This window comes from Paramagnetospirillum sp. (assembly GCF_058402745.1).
Genome location: NZ_JBZVFI010000010.1, coordinates 1 through 16,324, shown reverse-complemented (window position 1 = coordinate 16,324; position 16,324 = coordinate 1). Strand labels below are relative to the sequence as shown.

At 65.4% G+C, this 16,324-nt stretch carries 10 protein-coding genes and 1 pseudogene; 7 read left to right on the top strand and 4 right to left on the bottom strand.

The features are described from left to right. Nucleotides 1-16: 16 nt before the first annotated feature. Together ACV4UZ_RS07900 and ACV4UZ_RS07895 are read right to left on the bottom strand one after the other, a co-directional pair. Nucleotides 17-727, bottom strand: coding sequence for an ABC transporter ATP-binding protein (locus tag ACV4UZ_RS07900; protein ID WP_491600345.1), 711 nt, complete (start codon nt 725-727; stop codon nt 17-19). Beyond that, complete coding sequence (locus ACV4UZ_RS07895) at nt 720-1,490, bottom strand: ABC transporter ATP-binding protein (RefSeq protein WP_491600344.1); 771 nt, start codon at nt 1,488-1,490, stop codon at nt 720-722. The genes ACV4UZ_RS07900 and ACV4UZ_RS07895 overlap by 8 nt, the downstream gene beginning before the upstream one ends. A 541-nt stretch (nt 1,491-2,031) precedes the next feature. Here ACV4UZ_RS07895 and gltB point away from each other — a divergent pair. From gltB to ACV4UZ_RS07860, 7 genes are all read left to right on the top strand, one after another. Beyond that, complete coding sequence (gltB, locus tag ACV4UZ_RS07890) at nt 2,032-6,648, top strand: glutamate synthase large subunit (RefSeq protein ID WP_491600343.1); 4,617 nt, start codon at nt 2,032-2,034, stop codon at nt 6,646-6,648. A 1-nt stretch (nt 6,649) separates the two neighbouring features. After that, nucleotides 6,650-8,068: a glutamate synthase subunit beta gene (locus ACV4UZ_RS07885; RefSeq protein WP_491600342.1), complete on the top strand. Its 1,419-nt coding sequence runs from the start codon at nt 6,650-6,652 to the stop codon at nt 8,066-8,068. 330 nt (nt 8,069-8,398) lie between these two features. Then, complete coding sequence (locus tag ACV4UZ_RS07880) at nt 8,399-10,087, top strand: methyl-accepting chemotaxis protein (protein WP_491599528.1); 1,689 nt, start codon at nt 8,399-8,401, stop codon at nt 10,085-10,087. A 306-nt stretch (nt 10,088-10,393) separates the two neighbouring features. Then, entirely contained in the window at nt 10,394-11,170 is a 777-nt protein-coding gene (locus tag ACV4UZ_RS07875; protein WP_491599527.1) for a hypothetical protein, read from the top strand. A 279-nt stretch (nt 11,171-11,449) separates the two neighbouring features. Next, nucleotides 11,450-12,510 (top strand): IS630 family transposase gene (locus ACV4UZ_RS07870; RefSeq protein WP_491599526.1). Its coding sequence is split into 2 segments (ribosomal slippage): nt 11,450-11,942 and nt 11,942-12,510, totalling 1,062 coding nucleotides; the frame shifts between segments, so codons are not numbered across the junction. 153 nt (nt 12,511-12,663) lie between these two features. Further along, nucleotides 12,664-13,875 carry an NnrS family protein gene (locus tag ACV4UZ_RS07865; RefSeq protein WP_491599525.1) on the top strand — a complete coding sequence of 404 codons (1,212 nt, stop codon included), beginning with the start codon at nt 12,664-12,666 and terminating at the stop codon, nt 13,873-13,875. Nucleotides 13,876-14,008: 133 nt separating this feature from the next. Next, nucleotides 14,009-14,539 carry an SAM-dependent chlorinase/fluorinase gene (locus ACV4UZ_RS07860; protein ID WP_491600341.1) on the top strand — a complete coding sequence of 177 codons (531 nt, stop codon included), beginning with the start codon at nt 14,009-14,011 and terminating at the stop codon, nt 14,537-14,539. Here ACV4UZ_RS07860 and ACV4UZ_RS07855 read toward each other — a convergent pair. Both ACV4UZ_RS07855 and ACV4UZ_RS07850 read right to left on the bottom strand, forming a co-directional pair. Next, a pseudogene (locus tag ACV4UZ_RS07855) lies at nt 14,491-15,590 on the bottom strand (NnrS family protein). The gene ACV4UZ_RS07860 and the pseudogene ACV4UZ_RS07855 sit on opposite strands and share 49 nt — an antisense overlap. A gap of 264 nt (nt 15,591-15,854) precedes the next feature. After that, the coding region (locus tag ACV4UZ_RS07850; protein ID WP_491600340.1) for an IS630 family transposase at nt 15,855-16,324 on the bottom strand (470 nt) is incomplete at its 5' end.

Below are 16,324 nucleotides of genomic sequence, written 5' to 3'. Positions count from 1 at the left end.
TGGGTCCTCCCGTTGATTAAACGCCGAGATAGCTCTTCAGCTTGTCCATGTTGGCCGCCAGGGATTCGTTGGGGATCATGTCGATCACCTGCCCGTGCTCGACCACGTAGTGGCGGTCGGCGACGGTGGCGGCGAAGTGGAAGTTCTGCTCCACCAGCAGGATGGTGAAGCCCTTCTCCCTAAGGGTGCGAATGATGTCGCCGATCTGCTGGACGATGACCGGGGCCAGGCCCTCGGTGGGTTCGTCGAGCAGCAGCATGTCGGCGCCGGTACGCAGGATTCGGGCGATGGCCAGCATCTGCTGCTCGCCGCCCGACAGCTTGGTGCCCTGGCTGGAGGCGCGCTCCAGCAGACGGGGGAACAGGGCGTAGACCTCGTCGAGGCTCAGGCCGCCCGGCTTGATCACCGGGGGCAGCACCATGTTCTCCCTGACCGACAGCGAGGAGAAGATGCCGCGCTCTTCCGGGCAATAGGCGAGGCCGAGGCGCGCGATGCGGTTGGAGGTGAGGCCGATGGTCTCGGTGCCCTGGTATTTCACCGATCCGGCGCGCTTGCCGACGATGCCCATGATGGAGCGCATGGTGGTGGTCTTGCCGACGCCGTTGCGGCCCAAGAGGGTCACCACCTCGCCCCGGGGCACGTCGAAGCTCATGCCGTGCAGCACGTGGGATTCGCCGTAATGGGCGTGCAGGTCCCGGACCGAGAGGAGGATTTCGGGATCAGCCATGGCCTGCCGCTCCATGGCCCGAGCCCATGTAGGCCTCGACCACCTCGGGGTTGTCGGTGATCTCGGCGTAGGTGCCCTCGGCCAGTACCCGGCCCAGCTTCAGCACCGTGATGGTGTCGGACAGGTCGGCGACCACGCTGAGATTGTGCTCGACCATCAGGATGGTGCGGTTGGCCGCCACCCGGCGGATCAGCTCGGCGGTGCGCCGGACGTCCTCGGTGCCCATGCCGGCCATGGGCTCGTCCAGCAGCAGCATTTCCGGGTCGAGCGCCAGGGTGGTGGCGATCTCCAGCGCCCTCTTGCGGCCGTAGGATAGTTCCCCGGCCGGGGTGTCGCGGTATTCGGCGACGCCCACCGCCTCGATCAGTTCCTCGGCCCGGGCGTTCAGCTCGTCCAGGCATTCGCCCGAGCGCCAGAACTGGAACGACTTTCCCTGTTTGCGCTGCAGCGCGACGCGCACGTTCTCCAGCACCGTCAGATGGCCGAACACCGCCGAGATCTGGAACGAGCGCACCATGCCCTGGCGGGCGATGGCGGCCGGCTGGGTATGGGTGATGTCGGTGCCGTTGAACAGGATCTGGCCCCTGGTTGGGGTCAGGAACTTGGTCACCAGGTTGAAGCAGGTGGTCTTGCCGGCGCCGTTGGGGCCGATCAGCGCGTGGATGGTATGGCGGCGAACCTTGAGGTTGACGTCGGATACCGCGACGAAACCCTTGAACTCCTTGGTCAAGGAGCGGGTCTCGACGATCAAGTCGTCACCCATGCGGACACCTCCCTGCGGCGACCTGAATCCGGCGGGCTGGCGCGGGTGTAATCCCCGTCTTCATGCTCGCCTGAATATTATTCATCAAATAAGGCCATCAAAATCGCACCCTGTCAAAGCATGGAATTGTTGCTCGGCGCCTATCGGGTGAACACCCTATTCCAAGGGCTCGCGGCCAGTTGCCGGGAGGCGAAGTCTATGATCCCCTCGACAAAGAATGAGGGAATTGATCCGCCATTTTACAAGAGGGGGCGCACGGCACCGATGCGCCCCCTCAAGTCTATGGCGGCGCCTTGCGAAAACCGGCCGTCGTCAGGGGCCGCATTTCACTGGCGCGGGCAAGGGCGGCGGGCAGGGTGCAACCTACTCTTGGCGAACAGTGCGGAATGCCGTATGAAGTCCAACTTGGCCGATCGCCGCAGGTGATCGGGAGGGGGGCTGTCTGCCCGCCCAAGTGACGGTTTGGGTGTGTTGCATCAGTCTCTGCGGCCGGTAGGGGCCGCGGGGCGGCATAAAGGAATACGAAGTGAAGATCAGCGGATTGCCCGAAGCACAGGGACTCTATGACCCGCGCCACGAACACGACGCCTGCGGTGTCGGCTTCATCGTCGACATCAAGAACCGCAAGTCGCACGACATCGTTCGCGATGGCCTGGAGATCCTCGTCAATCTCACCCATCGCGGGGCGGTGGGCGCCGATCCCAAGGCGGGCGACGGTGCCGGCATCCTGATCCAGATGCCCGACGCCTTCCTGCGGGAAGAGGCGGCCAAGCAGGGCATCACCCTTCCGGCCGAGGGCGCCTACGGCGCCGGCTGCGTGTTCCTGCCCCAGGACGAGACCATCCGCAAGGCGTGCGAAGCCCATGTGGAGGCCCTGGTCAAGGCCGAGGGGCAGGCGCTGCTGGGCTGGCGCGACGTTCCGACCGATTCCTCGTCGCTCGGCTACTCGGTGCTGCCCACCGTGCCGGTGGTGCGCATGGTGTTCATCGGCAAGGGCGCCAACTGTCCCGACCAGCAGGCCTTCGAGCGCAAGCTGTTCGTCATCCGCAAGCAGGTGTTCAACAAGGCCCCCGAGGGCTCGGAACGCGACTTCTATATCCCCAGCCTGTCCACCCGCACCCTGATCTACAAGGGCATGCTGCTGGCCGATCAGGTGGGCGTGTTCTACAAGGAGCTGACCGACGAGCGCATGGTCAGCGCGCTGGCCATGGTGCACCAGCGCTTCTCCACCAACACCTTCCCCTCCTGGCGGCTGGCCCATCCCTTCCGCATGATCTGCCACAACGGCGAGATCAACACCCTGCGCGGCAACCTCAACTGGATGAACGCCCGGCGCCAGACCATGGAATCCAAGGTCCTGGGCGACGATCTGGCCAAGCTGTGGCCGCTGATCCCCGAAGGCCAGTCGGATTCGGCCTGCTTCGACAACGCGCTGGAACTGCTGGTCATGGGCGGCTATCCGCTGGCCCACGCCATGATGATGCTGGTCCCCGAGGCGTGGTCGGGCAACCCGCTGATGGACGAGAAGCGCAAGGCCTTCTACGAGTACCACGCCGCCCTGATGGAGCCGTGGGACGGCCCGGCCGCCGTGTGCTTCACCGACGGCCGCCAGATCGGCGCCACGCTGGACCGCAACGGCCTGCGCCCCGCCCGCTATCTGGTGACCAAGGACGACAAGTTCATGATGGCCTCCGAGATGGGCGTGCTGCCCATCGCCGAGGACCGCATCAAGAAGAAGTGGCGCCTGCAGCCCGGCAAGATGCTGCTGATCGACCTGGAACAGGGCCGCATCATCGACGATTCCGAGATCAAGGCCCAGCTGGCCAACGACAAGCCCTACGCCGAGTGGCTGGCCCAGTCGCAGATCATGCTGGAAGACCTGGACATCCCGGTCGAGACGGTCAAGCCCGATCCCTCCACCCTGCTGGACCGCCAGCAGGCCTTCGGCTACACCCAGGAAGACGTCAAGTTCCTGATGCAGCCCATGGCCGTCACCGGCCAGGAGGCGGTGGGCTCCATGGGCACCGACACGCCCATCGCCGTGCTGTCGGCCAAGCCGAAGCTGCTGTTCAACTACTTCAAGCAGTGCTTCGCCCAGGTGACCAACCCGCCCATCGATTCCATCCGCGAGGAATCGGTGATGAGCCTGGTGTCGCTGATCGGCCCGCGCCCCAACCTGCTGGGTCTCGGCCAGGACGGCGGCCAGGCCAAGCGCCTGGAAGTGCGCCAGCCCATCCTCACCAACGAGGACCTGGAGAAGATCCGCCGCATCGAGACCCTGCCGGGATCCGGCTTCAAGTCGGTGACCATCGACATCACCTGGCCGGCCTCGGAAGGCGCCGCCGGCCTGGAGGCCGCCGTGGCCGGCATCTGCCGCCAGGCCAAGGCCAAGGTGAGCGAGGGCTACAACATCATCGTGCTGTCCGACCGCTCGGTGGGGCCGGACAACGTGCCGATTCCGTCGCTGCTGGCGGTGTCGGCGGTGCATCACTTCCTGATCAGGGAAGGCCTGCGCACCAAGGCGGGCCTGGTGGTGGAGACGGGCGAGGCCCGCGAGATCCATCACATGTGCGTGCTGGCCGGCTATGGCGCCGAGGCGATCAATCCCTATCTGGCGTTCGAGACGCTGGAGGAGATGCGCCCCAACCTGCCCGAGCCGCTGTCCTCCTACGAGGTGCAGAAGCGCTACATCAAGGCCATGGCCAAGGCCATCCTCAAGGTGATGGCCAAGATGGGCATCTCCACCTACCAGTCCTATTGCGGCGCCCAGATCTTCGACGCCATCGGCCTGTCGTCGGGCTTCCTCAACACCTACTTCGCCGGCACCTCCAGCCGGGTCGAGGGCATCTCGCTGGCCGGCGTCGCCGAGGAAACCGTGCGGCGCCACCAGATCGCCTATTCCGACGCCCCGGTCTACCGCAACGCGCTGGATGTGGGCGGCGAATACGCCGTGCGCCTCCGGGGCGAGGACCATGCCTGGACCAGCGAGACCATCGCCTCCATGCAGCACGCGGTGCGTTCGGGCTCGCTCGACAAGTTCCGCGAGTTCTCCAAGGCCATCGACGACCAGAGCAAGCGTCTCCTGACGCTGCGCGGCCTGTTCGAGATCAAGCCGGCCGGTAACGGCATTTCCATCGACGAGGTCGAGCCGGCCAAGGAGATCGTCAAGCGCTTCGCCACCGGCGCCATGTCGTTCGGCTCCATTTCCTATGAGGCCCACTCGACCCTGGCGGTCGCCATGAACCGCATCGGCGGCAAGTCCAACACCGGCGAGGGCGGCGAGGAGGCGGAGCGCTTCGTGCCGCTGCCCAACGGCGATTCCATGCGCTCGGCCATCAAGCAGGTGGCCTCGGGCCGCTTCGGCGTCACCGCCGAGTATCTGGTCAACGCCGACGACATCCAGATCAAGATGGCCCAGGGCGCCAAGCCCGGCGAGGGCGGCCAGCTGCCCGGCCACAAGGTGGACAAGGTCATCGCCCGGGTGCGTCACTCCACCCCCGGCGTCGGCCTGATCAGCCCGCCGCCCCATCACGACATCTATTCCATCGAAGATCTGGCCCAGCTGATCTACGACCTGAAGAACGTCAATCCGGCGGCCCGCATTTCCGTCAAGCTGGTGTCCGAGATCGGCGTCGGCACCGTGGCGGCCGGCGTGTCCAAGGCCAAGGCCGACCACGTCACCATCTCGGGCTTCGACGGCGGCACCGGCGCCTCGCCGCTGACCTCCATCAAGCATGCGGGCAGCCCCTGGGAGATCGGCCTGGCCGAGACCCACCAGACCCTGGTGCTCAACCAGCTGCGTGGCCGCATCGTGGTGCAGGCCGACGGCGGCCTCAGGACCGGCCGCGACGTGATCATCGCGGCGCTCCTGGGCGCCGACGAGTTCGGCTTCGCCACCGCGCCGCTGATCGCGGCGGGCTGCATCATGATGAGGAAGTGCCACCTCAACACCTGCCCGGTGGGTGTCGCCACCCAGGACCCGGAGCTGAGGAAGCGCTTCGTCGGCCAGCCCGAGCACGTCATCAACTACTTCTTCTTCGTCGCCGAGGAAGTGCGGGAATGGATGGCCAGGCTGGGCGTGCGCTCGCTGTCCGAGCTCACGGGCCGCACCGACCTGCTGGACGTCAACAAGGCCATCGACCACTGGAAGGCCAAGGGCCTGGACTTCTCCAAGGTGTTCCACCGCATTCCGTCCCAGCCGGGCGTGGCCGAGCGTCATTGCGAGACCCAGGAGCATGACGTGGTCGACATCCTGGACCGCGAGCTGATCGCCGAGGCCAAGCCGGCCCTGGAAGACCGGGTGTCGGTGCGCATCAAGAAGCCGGTGCGCAACATCAACCGCACCGTCGGCGCCATGCTGTCGGGCGAGGTGGCCAAGCGTTACGGCCATGCCGGCCTGCCCGGCGACACCATCCACGTCAAGCTGACCGGCACCTCCGGCCAGAGCTTCGGCGCCTTCCTGGCCCGGGGCGTGACGCTCGAGCTGGAAGGCGAGGGCAACGATTACGTGGGCAAGGGCATCTCCGGCGGGCGGGTGATCATCTATCCGTCCAAGGATTTCAGCTATCCGGCCGAGGACAACATCATCGTCGGCAACACCGTGCTCTACGGCGCCATCGAGGGTGAGTGCTATTTCCGCGGCGTGGCCGGCGAGCGCTTCGCCGTGCGCAACTCGGGCGCCATCGCAGTGGTCGAGGGCGTGGGCGACCACGGCTGCGAATACATGACCGGCGGCGTGGTGCTGGTCATCGGCCCGACGGGGCGCAACTTCGCGGCGGGCATGTCGGGCGGCGTCGCCTACGTGCTGGACGAGGCCGGCGACTTCAAGAAGCGCTGCAACCTCTCCATGGTCGAGCTGGAGCCGGTGGCCGCCGAGGAAGAGGCCAATTCCAAGCACGAGAACCAGGCCGGCGACCTGGAAGGCCACGGCCTGGTGGACGTCATGGGCGACATGACCCGCGACGATGCGTCGCGCATCCAGGCGCTGCTCAGGAACCACCAGCACTACACCGGGTCCAAGCGGGCCCACGACATCCTGCTGAACTGGGAGTACTACATGCCGAAGTTCGTCAAGGTGATGCCGGTCGATTACCGGCGCGCCCTGCTCGAAATGCAGAAGGCCCAGGAACCCAAGGTCGCAGTCGGGGGAGGGCGCTGACATGGGAAAGGCTACCGGTTTCAAGGAATTCGCCCGCCAGACCCCCGGCTATGAAGCGCCGGCCGAGCGCGTGAAGCACTACCGCGAGTTCACCAAGCCGCTGACCGACGAAGAGCTGGCCAAGCAGGGGGCGCGCTGCATGGATTGCGGCATCCCCTTCTGCCACCAGGGCTGCCCGGTCAACAACATCATTCCCGACTGGAATGATCTGGTGTACCGCAACCGCTGGCAGGAGGCCTCGGAGGTCCTGCATTCCACCAACAACTTCCCGGAATTCACCGGCCGCGTCTGCCCCGCGCCCTGCGAGGCGGCGTGCACGCTCAACATCACCGACAGCCCCGTGGCCATCAAGACCATCGAGCATGCGGTGGTGGAGCGCGCCTTCGCCGAGGGCTGGCTGGTGCCCGATCTGCCTAAGCGCGAGACCGGCAAGACGGTTGCGGTGGTGGGCGGCGGCCCGGCCGGCATGGCCGCCGCGCAGCAACTGGCCCGCGCCGGCCATTCCGTCACCCTGTTCGAGAAGAACGCCAAGGTGGGCGGCCTGCTGCGCTATGGCATTCCCGACTTCAAGCTGGAGAAGGACGTCATCGACCGCCGCGTCGCCCAGATGGAGGCCGAGGGCGTCGAGATCCGCTGCAACACCCATGTGGGCGTCACTCTTCCGGTCAAGGACCTGCTGGACGGCTTCGACGCGGTGGTGCTGACCGGCGGTTCGGAAAAGCCCCGCGATCTGCCGGTCCCCGGCCGCGAGCTGAAGGGCGTGCATTTCGCCATGGATTTCCTCACCCAGCAGAACCGCCGCAATGGCGGCGAGGCGGTGGGAGCCGAGGACATCCTGGCCACGGGCAAGAAGGTGGTGGTGATCGGCGGTGGCGACACCGGCGCCGACTGCGTCGGCACCTCCAACCGCCACGGCGCCGCCTCGGTCACCCAGATCGAGATCATGCCCCGTCCGCCCGAGAAGGAAGACAAGGGCGTCTCCTGGCCGCTGTGGCCCAACCGCCTGCGCACCTCGTCCTCCCATGACGAGGGCTGCGAGCGCCGCTGGTCGGTGAATACCGTCAAGTTCACGGGCGAGGGCGGCAAGGTCACCGGTCTGGACTGCGTCCAGGTGGATTCCAGGTTCCAGCCCATCCCCGGCACCGAGTTCAAGCTCGACGCCGATCTGGTGCTGCTGGCCATGGGCTTCGTCCATCCCATCCATGAGGGGCTGGTGGACGGGCTGGGTCTCGACAAGGATCCGCGCGGCAACGTCAAGGCCGACACCACCTCCTATCAGACCTCCAATCCCAAGGTCTTCGCCGCCGGCGACATCCGTCGCGGCCAGAGCCTGGTGGTCTGGGCCATCCGCGAAGGCCGTCAGGCCGCCCGCGCCGTGGATGCCTATCTCATGGGAAGCAGCGACCTGCCGGCCTGCTGATCCACGCAAGTGATCGGGAGGGGCGATCATGTTGATCGCGCCCTCCCGATTGGTCATACCAGAATGGCTCTGGTGGGCGGCGTTTGTTGTTCAATACAACAGTATTTGTTTTCTGAAATCGTCAAATCGAATTTGATCGGGTGATCAGGCTCGACTTGCCGACTTTTTGTGCCGGCGAGTTTCAGTTCTGACAACATCCCGCATAGGTTGCCTTCTTTGGTATGATTATATCATTTTGACACTTGGACTTATTGACTAGTTCAGACGTTTGTCATAGAACAGAATTGGATGGAGGGTCCGTCTTAACGGCTGCCTTGGGATACTCGGCGAATGTCAATCAGCAACTGGCGCCTGCGCGCCAAGATACTTCTTATCGTGGTCTTGTCCCTGTTCGGCATGGGGGCAATCATCGCCATCAACCTGTCCAATCTCCGCGAGGAGCTGATGGCGGCGCGGCAGGTGAAGACCCAGCATGTGGTGGAGACCGCCCACAGCGTCATCGCCCATTACATCGCCCAGGCCAAGACCGGAACCATGACCACCGAGGCCGCCCAGGCCGCCGCCATCGAGGCGGTCAAGGCCATGCGCTATGCCGGGACCGAGTATTTCTGGATCAACAGCCTGGCCGGCAAGATGGTGGTCCACCCCATCCGCCCCGACATGGCGGGCAAGGACCTGATGGGTCTGAAGGACCCGGCGGGCAAGCTGTTCTTCGAGGCCATGATCACCGTGGTCAACAAGGACAAGGCCGGCTTCGTCGATTACCTGTGGCCCAAGCCCGGCTTCGACCAGCCGGTGCCCAAGGTGTCCTACGTCAAGGGTGTCGAGGAATGGGGCTGGCTGGTGGGCTCCGGCATCTACATCGATGACGTCGATGCCGCCTTCCGGTCCGAGGTCGCCAAGCTGGGCGGCGTCGCCGCCGGGGTGATGCTGCTGGTGCTGCTGGTGTCGTGGTGGGTCGGCAACAACGTGGTCGCCGGCATGAACGCCGCCACCGGCGGCATCCGCAAGCTGGCCGAGGGCGACACCGCCGTGGAGATCAGGGGCGCCGAACGGGGTGACGAGATCGGCGATCTGGTCCGTGCCGCCGAGGTTTTCCGCGAGCATTCCCTGGCCATGAAGCGCATGTCGGACGAACGGGCCGAGCAGCGCCGCCAGGCCGAGGCCGAGCGCCGCTCCACCCTGGAGAAGCTGGCCGGCGAACTGGAGCGCGGCGTCAAGTCCACCGTGGTGACCGTCAACGAATCCGCCGAACGCATGCAATCCACCGCCAACGGCATGGCGACCTCCATCGATCAGGCCTCGCAGGAGAGCCAGGCCGTCGCCGCCGCCGCCCAGCAGACCTCGTCCAACGTCGAGACGGTGGCCGCCGCCGCCGAGGAGCTTTCGGCGTCCATCCGCGGCATCGGCTCGCAGGTGCAGGAGAGCACCCAGATCGCCAGGGACGCCGTGGACGCCGCCCGGCGGACCGATTCCGTGGTGCGCGGCCTGTCCGAGGCCGCCGACCGCATCGGCGAGGTGGTGCGCCTGATCAACGACATCGCCGGCCAGACCAACCTGCTGGCGCTCAACGCCACCATCGAGGCCGCCCGGGCCGGCGAGGCCGGCAAGGGCTTCGCCGTCGTCGCCAACGAGGTCAAGCATCTGGCCAGCCAGACCGCCAAGGCCACCGACGAGATCGGCCAGCAGATCGCCGCCATCCAGTCCACCACCGCCGACGCGGTGGGCGCCATCGAGGGTATCGGCAAGACCATCGGCCGCATGGACGAGATCGCCTCCGCCATCGCCGAGGCGGTGGACCAGCAAGGCGCCGCCACCCAGGAAATCGCCCGCAACGTCCACGAGGCGGCGGGCGGCGCCCAGGAAGTGTCGCGCCACATCTCCTCCATCAGCCACACCGCCTCGGAAGCCGGAATCGCCGCCCGCGAACTGCTCTCCGCCGCCGCCGGCCTGGCCCGGGAATCCGAAACCCTGCGCAGCGGCGTCGACCGCTTCCTGGGCGAAGTGCGGGGAATGTAGCCGGAAACCCCTCTCCCTCAGGGAGAGGGGTGAGGGGCAAAAAACCAGTGCGAAGGGACTCGTCCCTTCGCGCATCCCCCTTCCATCCGGTGCCCCCCTATCGTCATGCTGAGCACCGCGAAGCATCTTTCAGCCTGAAACGGCTACCGATTCTGCCTGAAAGGCCCTTTGCTGCGTTCAGGGTGACAAATGGCCCAGCGGCCGGCCGCCCCTACTCCCCCAAATCCCCCAGCCAACGCTTCTGGTTTCTTCGCGAGAGAGAAGACGGTAGTTTTTCCGCAGGCTCTAACCTCGCGCTGGTAACCTATGGCTGACGCATCGCTGACCCAAATGTTGCTCTCCGGTACGGCGGGCGCGCTGATTGCAGCCGGCCTGAATTATTTTGTTCAGACGCGTCTTGCTGTGAGAAATAAACGACAGGAAGAGCGGAGGCTCGCCTACGTCTACTTTGTGCGCGTATTAAACATTGTTACCTGCGTTGATTTGGTGGCTAAAATTTATATGCCATACAGAGATTATTTTTTAAAGAAACTTGATGAAACAAAGCTCTCTGAATTTGGCGTGTCTCACGCAATTATTGCGGCGATATTTCAAATAATTCATGATGGTAGTGATGCTAATAAAGCTGAAATTGCGAAAGCCGCATTTTTTGTGGAATACGCGAAGGAGGCTGCCGCAGAACTTTTAGATTTCACCATTTCCGCAGAAAATCTCGCAAAGCTGCCCCAGGAGGTTTCGGCCACATACTACACGTTTATGTCGGCGGCTTTTCAATTGAGGGCCGCGATAGATTTGTTCCTCAAATTCCTTGAGGAGGGTGACCTATCTCATCTGGATTTGGACACGTTATACGCCCAGTGGTCAAACGCGGTCATCTTCTATGAGTCTGCCGTTCAATTGTGTGCGGGGCTAAAAAAGTGGGGAAAAATTACCGCCGAACAGGAACGGAAACTTGCCGATAGTCATAAGCAGATAGCTGGAAAGCAGGTGCTGGCGAGATTCAACAATCAGGAGAAGCTAAAGGCTGCCCTGAGCTTTGTCCAGGCCCAGGCGTCCAAACAACAGCAGAAGGCAGATTCATAACTTACTTTCGGGGGGCAACAGTGAGACGCTGTATGGTTGCGGCCTTGGCCGTCGAGAAGAAGTGCTCGTCCGCCACCACCACAGCCATGCCGCTCCGCCATCTTTTCCCCGACTCCCGTGACCGCTACAACGAAACGGAGTGGCGGCGTCGGTGATGAGCAACAAGGAATGGGGATGCGCGAAGGGACTAATACCAGCCTGCGCTGACCGCGACTCACGAAGGGGATTCCCAAGAAGGGCAGAATGTGAGTCACTCTGGCAAACAGCCGGAGATTTGCCGTGGCAGCGCCGATCCCCCTTCGCCTCGATTATGATGGTCCCGTCCTTCGGGCTCTTGCTCGTCGGTCGAGGGATGCTGACCAGACGCGTCGTCTTCTGGCGCTGGCGTCAATCTACGACGGTGGCAGCAGGAGATCGGCGGCCAAGCTGGGCGGGGTTGGCCTGCAAATTGTCCGGGATTGGGTTGTTCGGTTCAACACGCACGGCCCGGTTGGCCTGATCGACCGCAAGGCTCCTGGTCCGGTGTCGAAACTGAACACCGCCCAACGCCAGGCCTTGGTGGACAAAGTGGAGCGCGGCCCGATCCCGGCGGTGGATGGCGTCGTCCGCTGGCGGCTCAAGGATTTGGCCCTGTGGATTTTCGAGGATTTCGGCATCTCGCTGGATGAGACGACGCTGGGGCGGGAACTGAAGGCCCTGGGCTTCCGCAAGCTGTCGGCCCGCCCCCGCCATCATGCCCAGAACGGCGATGCCGTCGAGGATTTTAAAAAAGTTTCCCCTCCGAGCTGGCGGCGATCCGGGCCAAGCTGCCTCACGGAACCGACGTAGAGGTCTGGTGGCAGGACGAGGCCAGGGTCGGGCAGAAAAACAAGATCACGCGGCGGTGGGCCAAGCGGGGAACACGCCCCTCGGCTCCCCATGACCAGCGCACCCAGTCCGCCTACATCTTCGGCGCCATCTGCCCCGAGCGCGGCGTCGGTGCCGCCCTGGTCCTGCCGCGCTGCGACACCCTGGCCATGCAGTGGCACCTGGATGAGATCGCATCCCAGGTGAGGCCGGGAGCCCACGCCGTCCTCATGCTCGATCAAGCGGGATGGCACACCACCGACAAGCTGACCGTGCCGGACAACATCACCATCCTACCTTTGCCGCCCCGCTCGCCGGAACTCAACCCGGTTGAGAACATCTGGCAGTTCATCCGCCAGAACTGGCTCTCCAACCGTGTCTTCGAATCCTACGATCAGATCATCGCTCTGTGCTGCCATGCCTGGAACAAGCTCATCGACCAGCCATGGAAAATCATCTCCATCGGTCGGCGCCAGTGGGCCCATGGGTTTTAATCAATGCAGGTTGGTATAAGTCCCTTCGCATTGGTTCTTTTCCAACCCTTTCATCCCGGCCCATGGCACGGATTGCCCCCTTGACCCGCCTCAAGGCGCGGCGACCGGCGATGGAGCACCATCCGCCGGTCGTTTGCTTCAGGATGCTTGTTCATGGCCACGATTCCGTTGATGGAACCCGTCTACAAGGGCTCGCAGGGGCCGGTGTTCTTCGCCGCCGGCTTCCGCCCGTTCTTCCTGTTCGCCGCCGTGCAGGCGGCGGTGATGCTGCCTTTGTGGCTGCTGGCCTTCGCCGGCATCCTGCCGGTGGGGCCCAACTGGAATCCGGTGGTCTGGCACTCCCACGCCATGGTGTTCGGCTTCGCCGGCGCGGCGGTGGGCGGCTTCCTGCTGACGGCGGTGCCCAACTGGACCAATTCCCATCATGTGTCGGGCAAGCCGCTGATGGCGCTGTTCGCGCTGTGGCTGGCCGGGCGGGTGGCCGTCGCCCTGGCGGGCGTGCTGCCGCCGGTCCTGGTCGCCGTGCTCGATCTCGGCTTCCTGCCGCTGCTGGCCTTCCTGCTGGCCAAGCCGCTGATTCAGGCGGGCAAGTGGCGCAACATCGTCTTCCTGCCCATTCTCGGCGTGCTGTGGCTGGCCGGGCTGTGCGCCCATGTCGAGGCCCTGACCGGCAATCCGGTGGGGCTGAAGGGCGTGACCCTGGGCATCTTCATCCTGCTTCTGATGATCGCCATCGTCGGCGGGCGCATCATTCCGTCCTTCACCCAGAACTGGCTGCGCATGCAGGGCCGTCCCGTGGATGTGGCGCCGGTGGGCTGGATCGAGCAGGGCGGGGCGGGGGGCGTCGTCGCCCTGGCCGGCCTCGCCCAGGTGTTCCTGCCGTCCACGCCGCTGGCCGGGGCGCTGCTGCTGGCCGCCGCCGCCATCCATGCCTGGCGGCTGTCGGGCTGGCACGGGCTCAAGACCGTCTCCAACCCCATCCTGGTCATCCTGCATGTGGGTTATGCCTGGATGGTGCTGGGCTTCGCCCTGCTGGGCCTTTCGGCCTTCATGGACGCCCTGCCGCCATCGGCGGCGCTGCATGCGCTGACGGCGGGCTCGGTGGCCACCATGATCATCGCGGTGATGAGCCGCGCCGCCCTGGGCCATGCCGGGCATCCCCTGGTGGTGGCCAAGGCCACCGTGTGGGCCTACGGCCTGATTTCGGCCGGCGCCATGCTCCGCGTCATGGCGCCGGTGATTCCCGACGGCATGATGATGCTGACCATGGTCGGCGGCGTCGTGTGGAGCCTTGGCTGGGTCCTCTACGTCGTGGTCTACTTCCCCATCTGCACCCGGCCGCGCGCCGACGGGCGGCCGGGGTAAGGGTATTTGGGCTATCGCCCAAGCCCATCCGGGGCGAATGCCCCGGACCCCATTTTGATTTAATGAATGGGGTTTGGGGCCCAAGGCCCCAAGCGGGTATGGGCGGCAGCCCATGATGGAATGAGGCAAGCGGATGATCGTCTTCTTCACCGATTTCGGGGCGCAGGGGCCGTATCTCGGCCAGATGGAGATGGTCATCCGCCAGACCCTGCCGGCCGAGCCGGTGGTCAACCTGATCGCCGACGCTCCCCGCTTCGATCCCCAGGCGTCGGCCTATTTGCTGGCCGCCCTGGCCGCCGGCATTCCCCGCCAGTCCGTGGTGCTGGCGGTGATCGATCCCGGAGTGGGAGGCGAGCGGCTGGCCCTGGTGGTCGAGGCGGACGGCGTGCTCTATCTCGGTCCCGACAACGGCCTGTTCGAGATCCTGGCGCGGCGTGCCAGGACCTTCCGCGCCTGGGAGATCGTCTGGCGCCCCGAGCGTCTGTCGGCCAGCTTCCACGGCCGCGATCTCTTCGCCCCGGTGGCCGCCCGCCTCGCCGCCGGGCTGGGGCCCGAGGATTGCGGCTGCCGGCCGGTGGAGCCGTCGCCCGGCTTGGGCGATAGCCCAAATACCCCTTACCCCGGCCGCCCGTCGGCGCGCGGCCGGGTGCAGATGGGGAAGTAGACCACGACGTAGAGGACCCAGCCGAGGCTCCACACGACGCCGCCGACCATGGTCAGCGTCGTAGTGCCGTCGGGAATCACCGGCGCCATGACGCGGAGCATGGCGCCGGCCGAAATCAGGCCGTAGGCCCACACGGTGGCCTTGGCCACCACCAGGGGATGCCCGGCATGGCCCAGGGCGGCGCGGCTCATCACCGCGATGATCATGGTGGCCGCCGAGCCCGCCGTCAGCGCGTGCAGCGCCGCCGATGGCGGCAGGGCGTCCATGAAGGCCGAAAGGCCCGCAGGGCGAAGCCCAGCACCATCCAGGCATAACCCACATGCAGGATGACCAGGATGGGGTTGGAGACGGTCTTGAGCCCGTGCCAGCCCGACAGCCGCCAGGCATGGATGGCGGCGGCGGCCAGCAGCAGCGCCCCGGCCAGCGGCGTGGACGGCAGGAACACCTGGGCGAGGCCGGCCAGGGCGACGACGCCCCCCGCCCCGCCCTGCTCGATCCAGCCCACCGGCGCCACATCCACGGGACGGCCCTGCATGCGCAGCCAGTTCTGGGTGAAGGACGGAATGATGCGCCCGCCGACGATGGCGATCATCAGAAGCAGGATGAAGATGCCCAGGGTCACGCCCTTCAGCCCCACCGGATTGCCGGTCAGGGCCTCGACATGGGCGCACAGCCCGGCCAGCCACAGCACGCCGAGAATGGGCAGGAAGACGATGTTGCGCCACTTGCCCGCCTGAATCAGCGGCTTGGCCAGCAGGAAGGCCAGCAGCGGCAGGAAGCCGAGATCGAGCACGGCGACCAGGACCGGCGGCAGCACGCCCGCCAGGGCGACGGCCACCCGCCCGGCCAGCCACAGCGCGAACAGCGCCATCAGCGGCTTGCCCGACACATGATGGGAATTGGTCCAGTTGGGCACCGCCGTCAGCAGGAAGCCGCCCACCGCCGCGCCGGCGAAGCCGAACACCATGGCGTGGGAGTGCCAGACCACCGGATTCCAGTTGGGCCCCACCGGCAGGATGCCGGCGAAGGCCAGCAGCCACAAAGGCAGCATCACCGCCGCCTGCACGGCGGCGAACAGGAAGAACGGGCGGAAGCCGGCGGCGAAGAACACCGGCCCCTGCGAGCCCTTGTAGACGGGTTCCATCAACGGAATCGTGGCCATGAACAAGCATCCTGAAGCAAACGACCGGCGGATGGTGCTCCATCGCCGGTCGCCGCGCCTTGAGGCGGGTCAAGGGGGCAATCCGTGCCATGGGCCGGGATGAAAGGGTTGGAAAAGAACCAATGCGAAGGGACTTATACCAACCTGCATTGATTAAAACCCATGGGCCCACTGGCGCCGACCGATGGAGATGATTTTCCATGGCTGGTCGATGAGCTTGTTCCAGGCATGGCAGCACAGAGCGATGATCTGATCGTAGGATTCGAAGACACGGTTGGAGAGCCAGTTCTGGCGGATGAACTGCCAGATGTTCTCAACCGGGTTGAGTTCCGGCGAGCGGGGCGGCAAAGGTAGGATGGTGATGTTGTCCGGCACGGTCAGCTTGTCGGTGGTGTGCCGTCCCGCTTGATCGAGCATGAGGACGGCGTGGGCTCCCGGCCTCACCTGGGATGCGATCTCATCCAGGTGCCACTGCATGGCCAGGGTGTCGCAGCGCGGCAGGACCAGGGCGGCACCGACGCCGCGCTCGGGGCAGATGGCGCCGAAGATGTAGGCGGACTGGGTGCGCTGGTCATGGGGAGCCGAGGGGCGTGTTCCCCGCTTGGCCCACCGCCGCGTGATCT

Excerpts from the sequence above, each read along its gene's own strand:
- ACV4UZ_RS07885 (WP_491600342.1), top strand. The coding sequence starts at position 6,650 with ATGGGAAAGGCTACCGGTTTCAAGGAATTCGCCCGCCAGACCCCCGGC.
- ACV4UZ_RS07880 (WP_491599528.1), top strand. The coding sequence starts at position 8,399 with ATGTCAATCAGCAACTGGCGCCTGCGCGCCAAGATACTTCTTATCGTG.
- ACV4UZ_RS07875 (WP_491599527.1), top strand. The coding sequence starts at position 10,394 with ATGGCTGACGCATCGCTGACCCAAATGTTGCTCTCCGGTACGGCGGGC.
- ACV4UZ_RS07895 (WP_491600344.1), bottom strand. The coding sequence starts at position 1,490 with ATGGGTGACGACTTGATCGTCGAGACCCGCTCCTTGACCAAGGAGTTC.
- ACV4UZ_RS07860 (WP_491600341.1), top strand. The coding sequence starts at position 14,009 with ATGATCGTCTTCTTCACCGATTTCGGGGCGCAGGGGCCGTATCTCGGC.
- ACV4UZ_RS07900 (WP_491600345.1), bottom strand. The coding sequence starts at position 727 with ATGGCTGATCCCGAAATCCTCCTCTCGGTCCGGGACCTGCACGCCCAT.
- ACV4UZ_RS07865 (WP_491599525.1), top strand. The coding sequence starts at position 12,664 with ATGGCCACGATTCCGTTGATGGAACCCGTCTACAAGGGCTCGCAGGGG.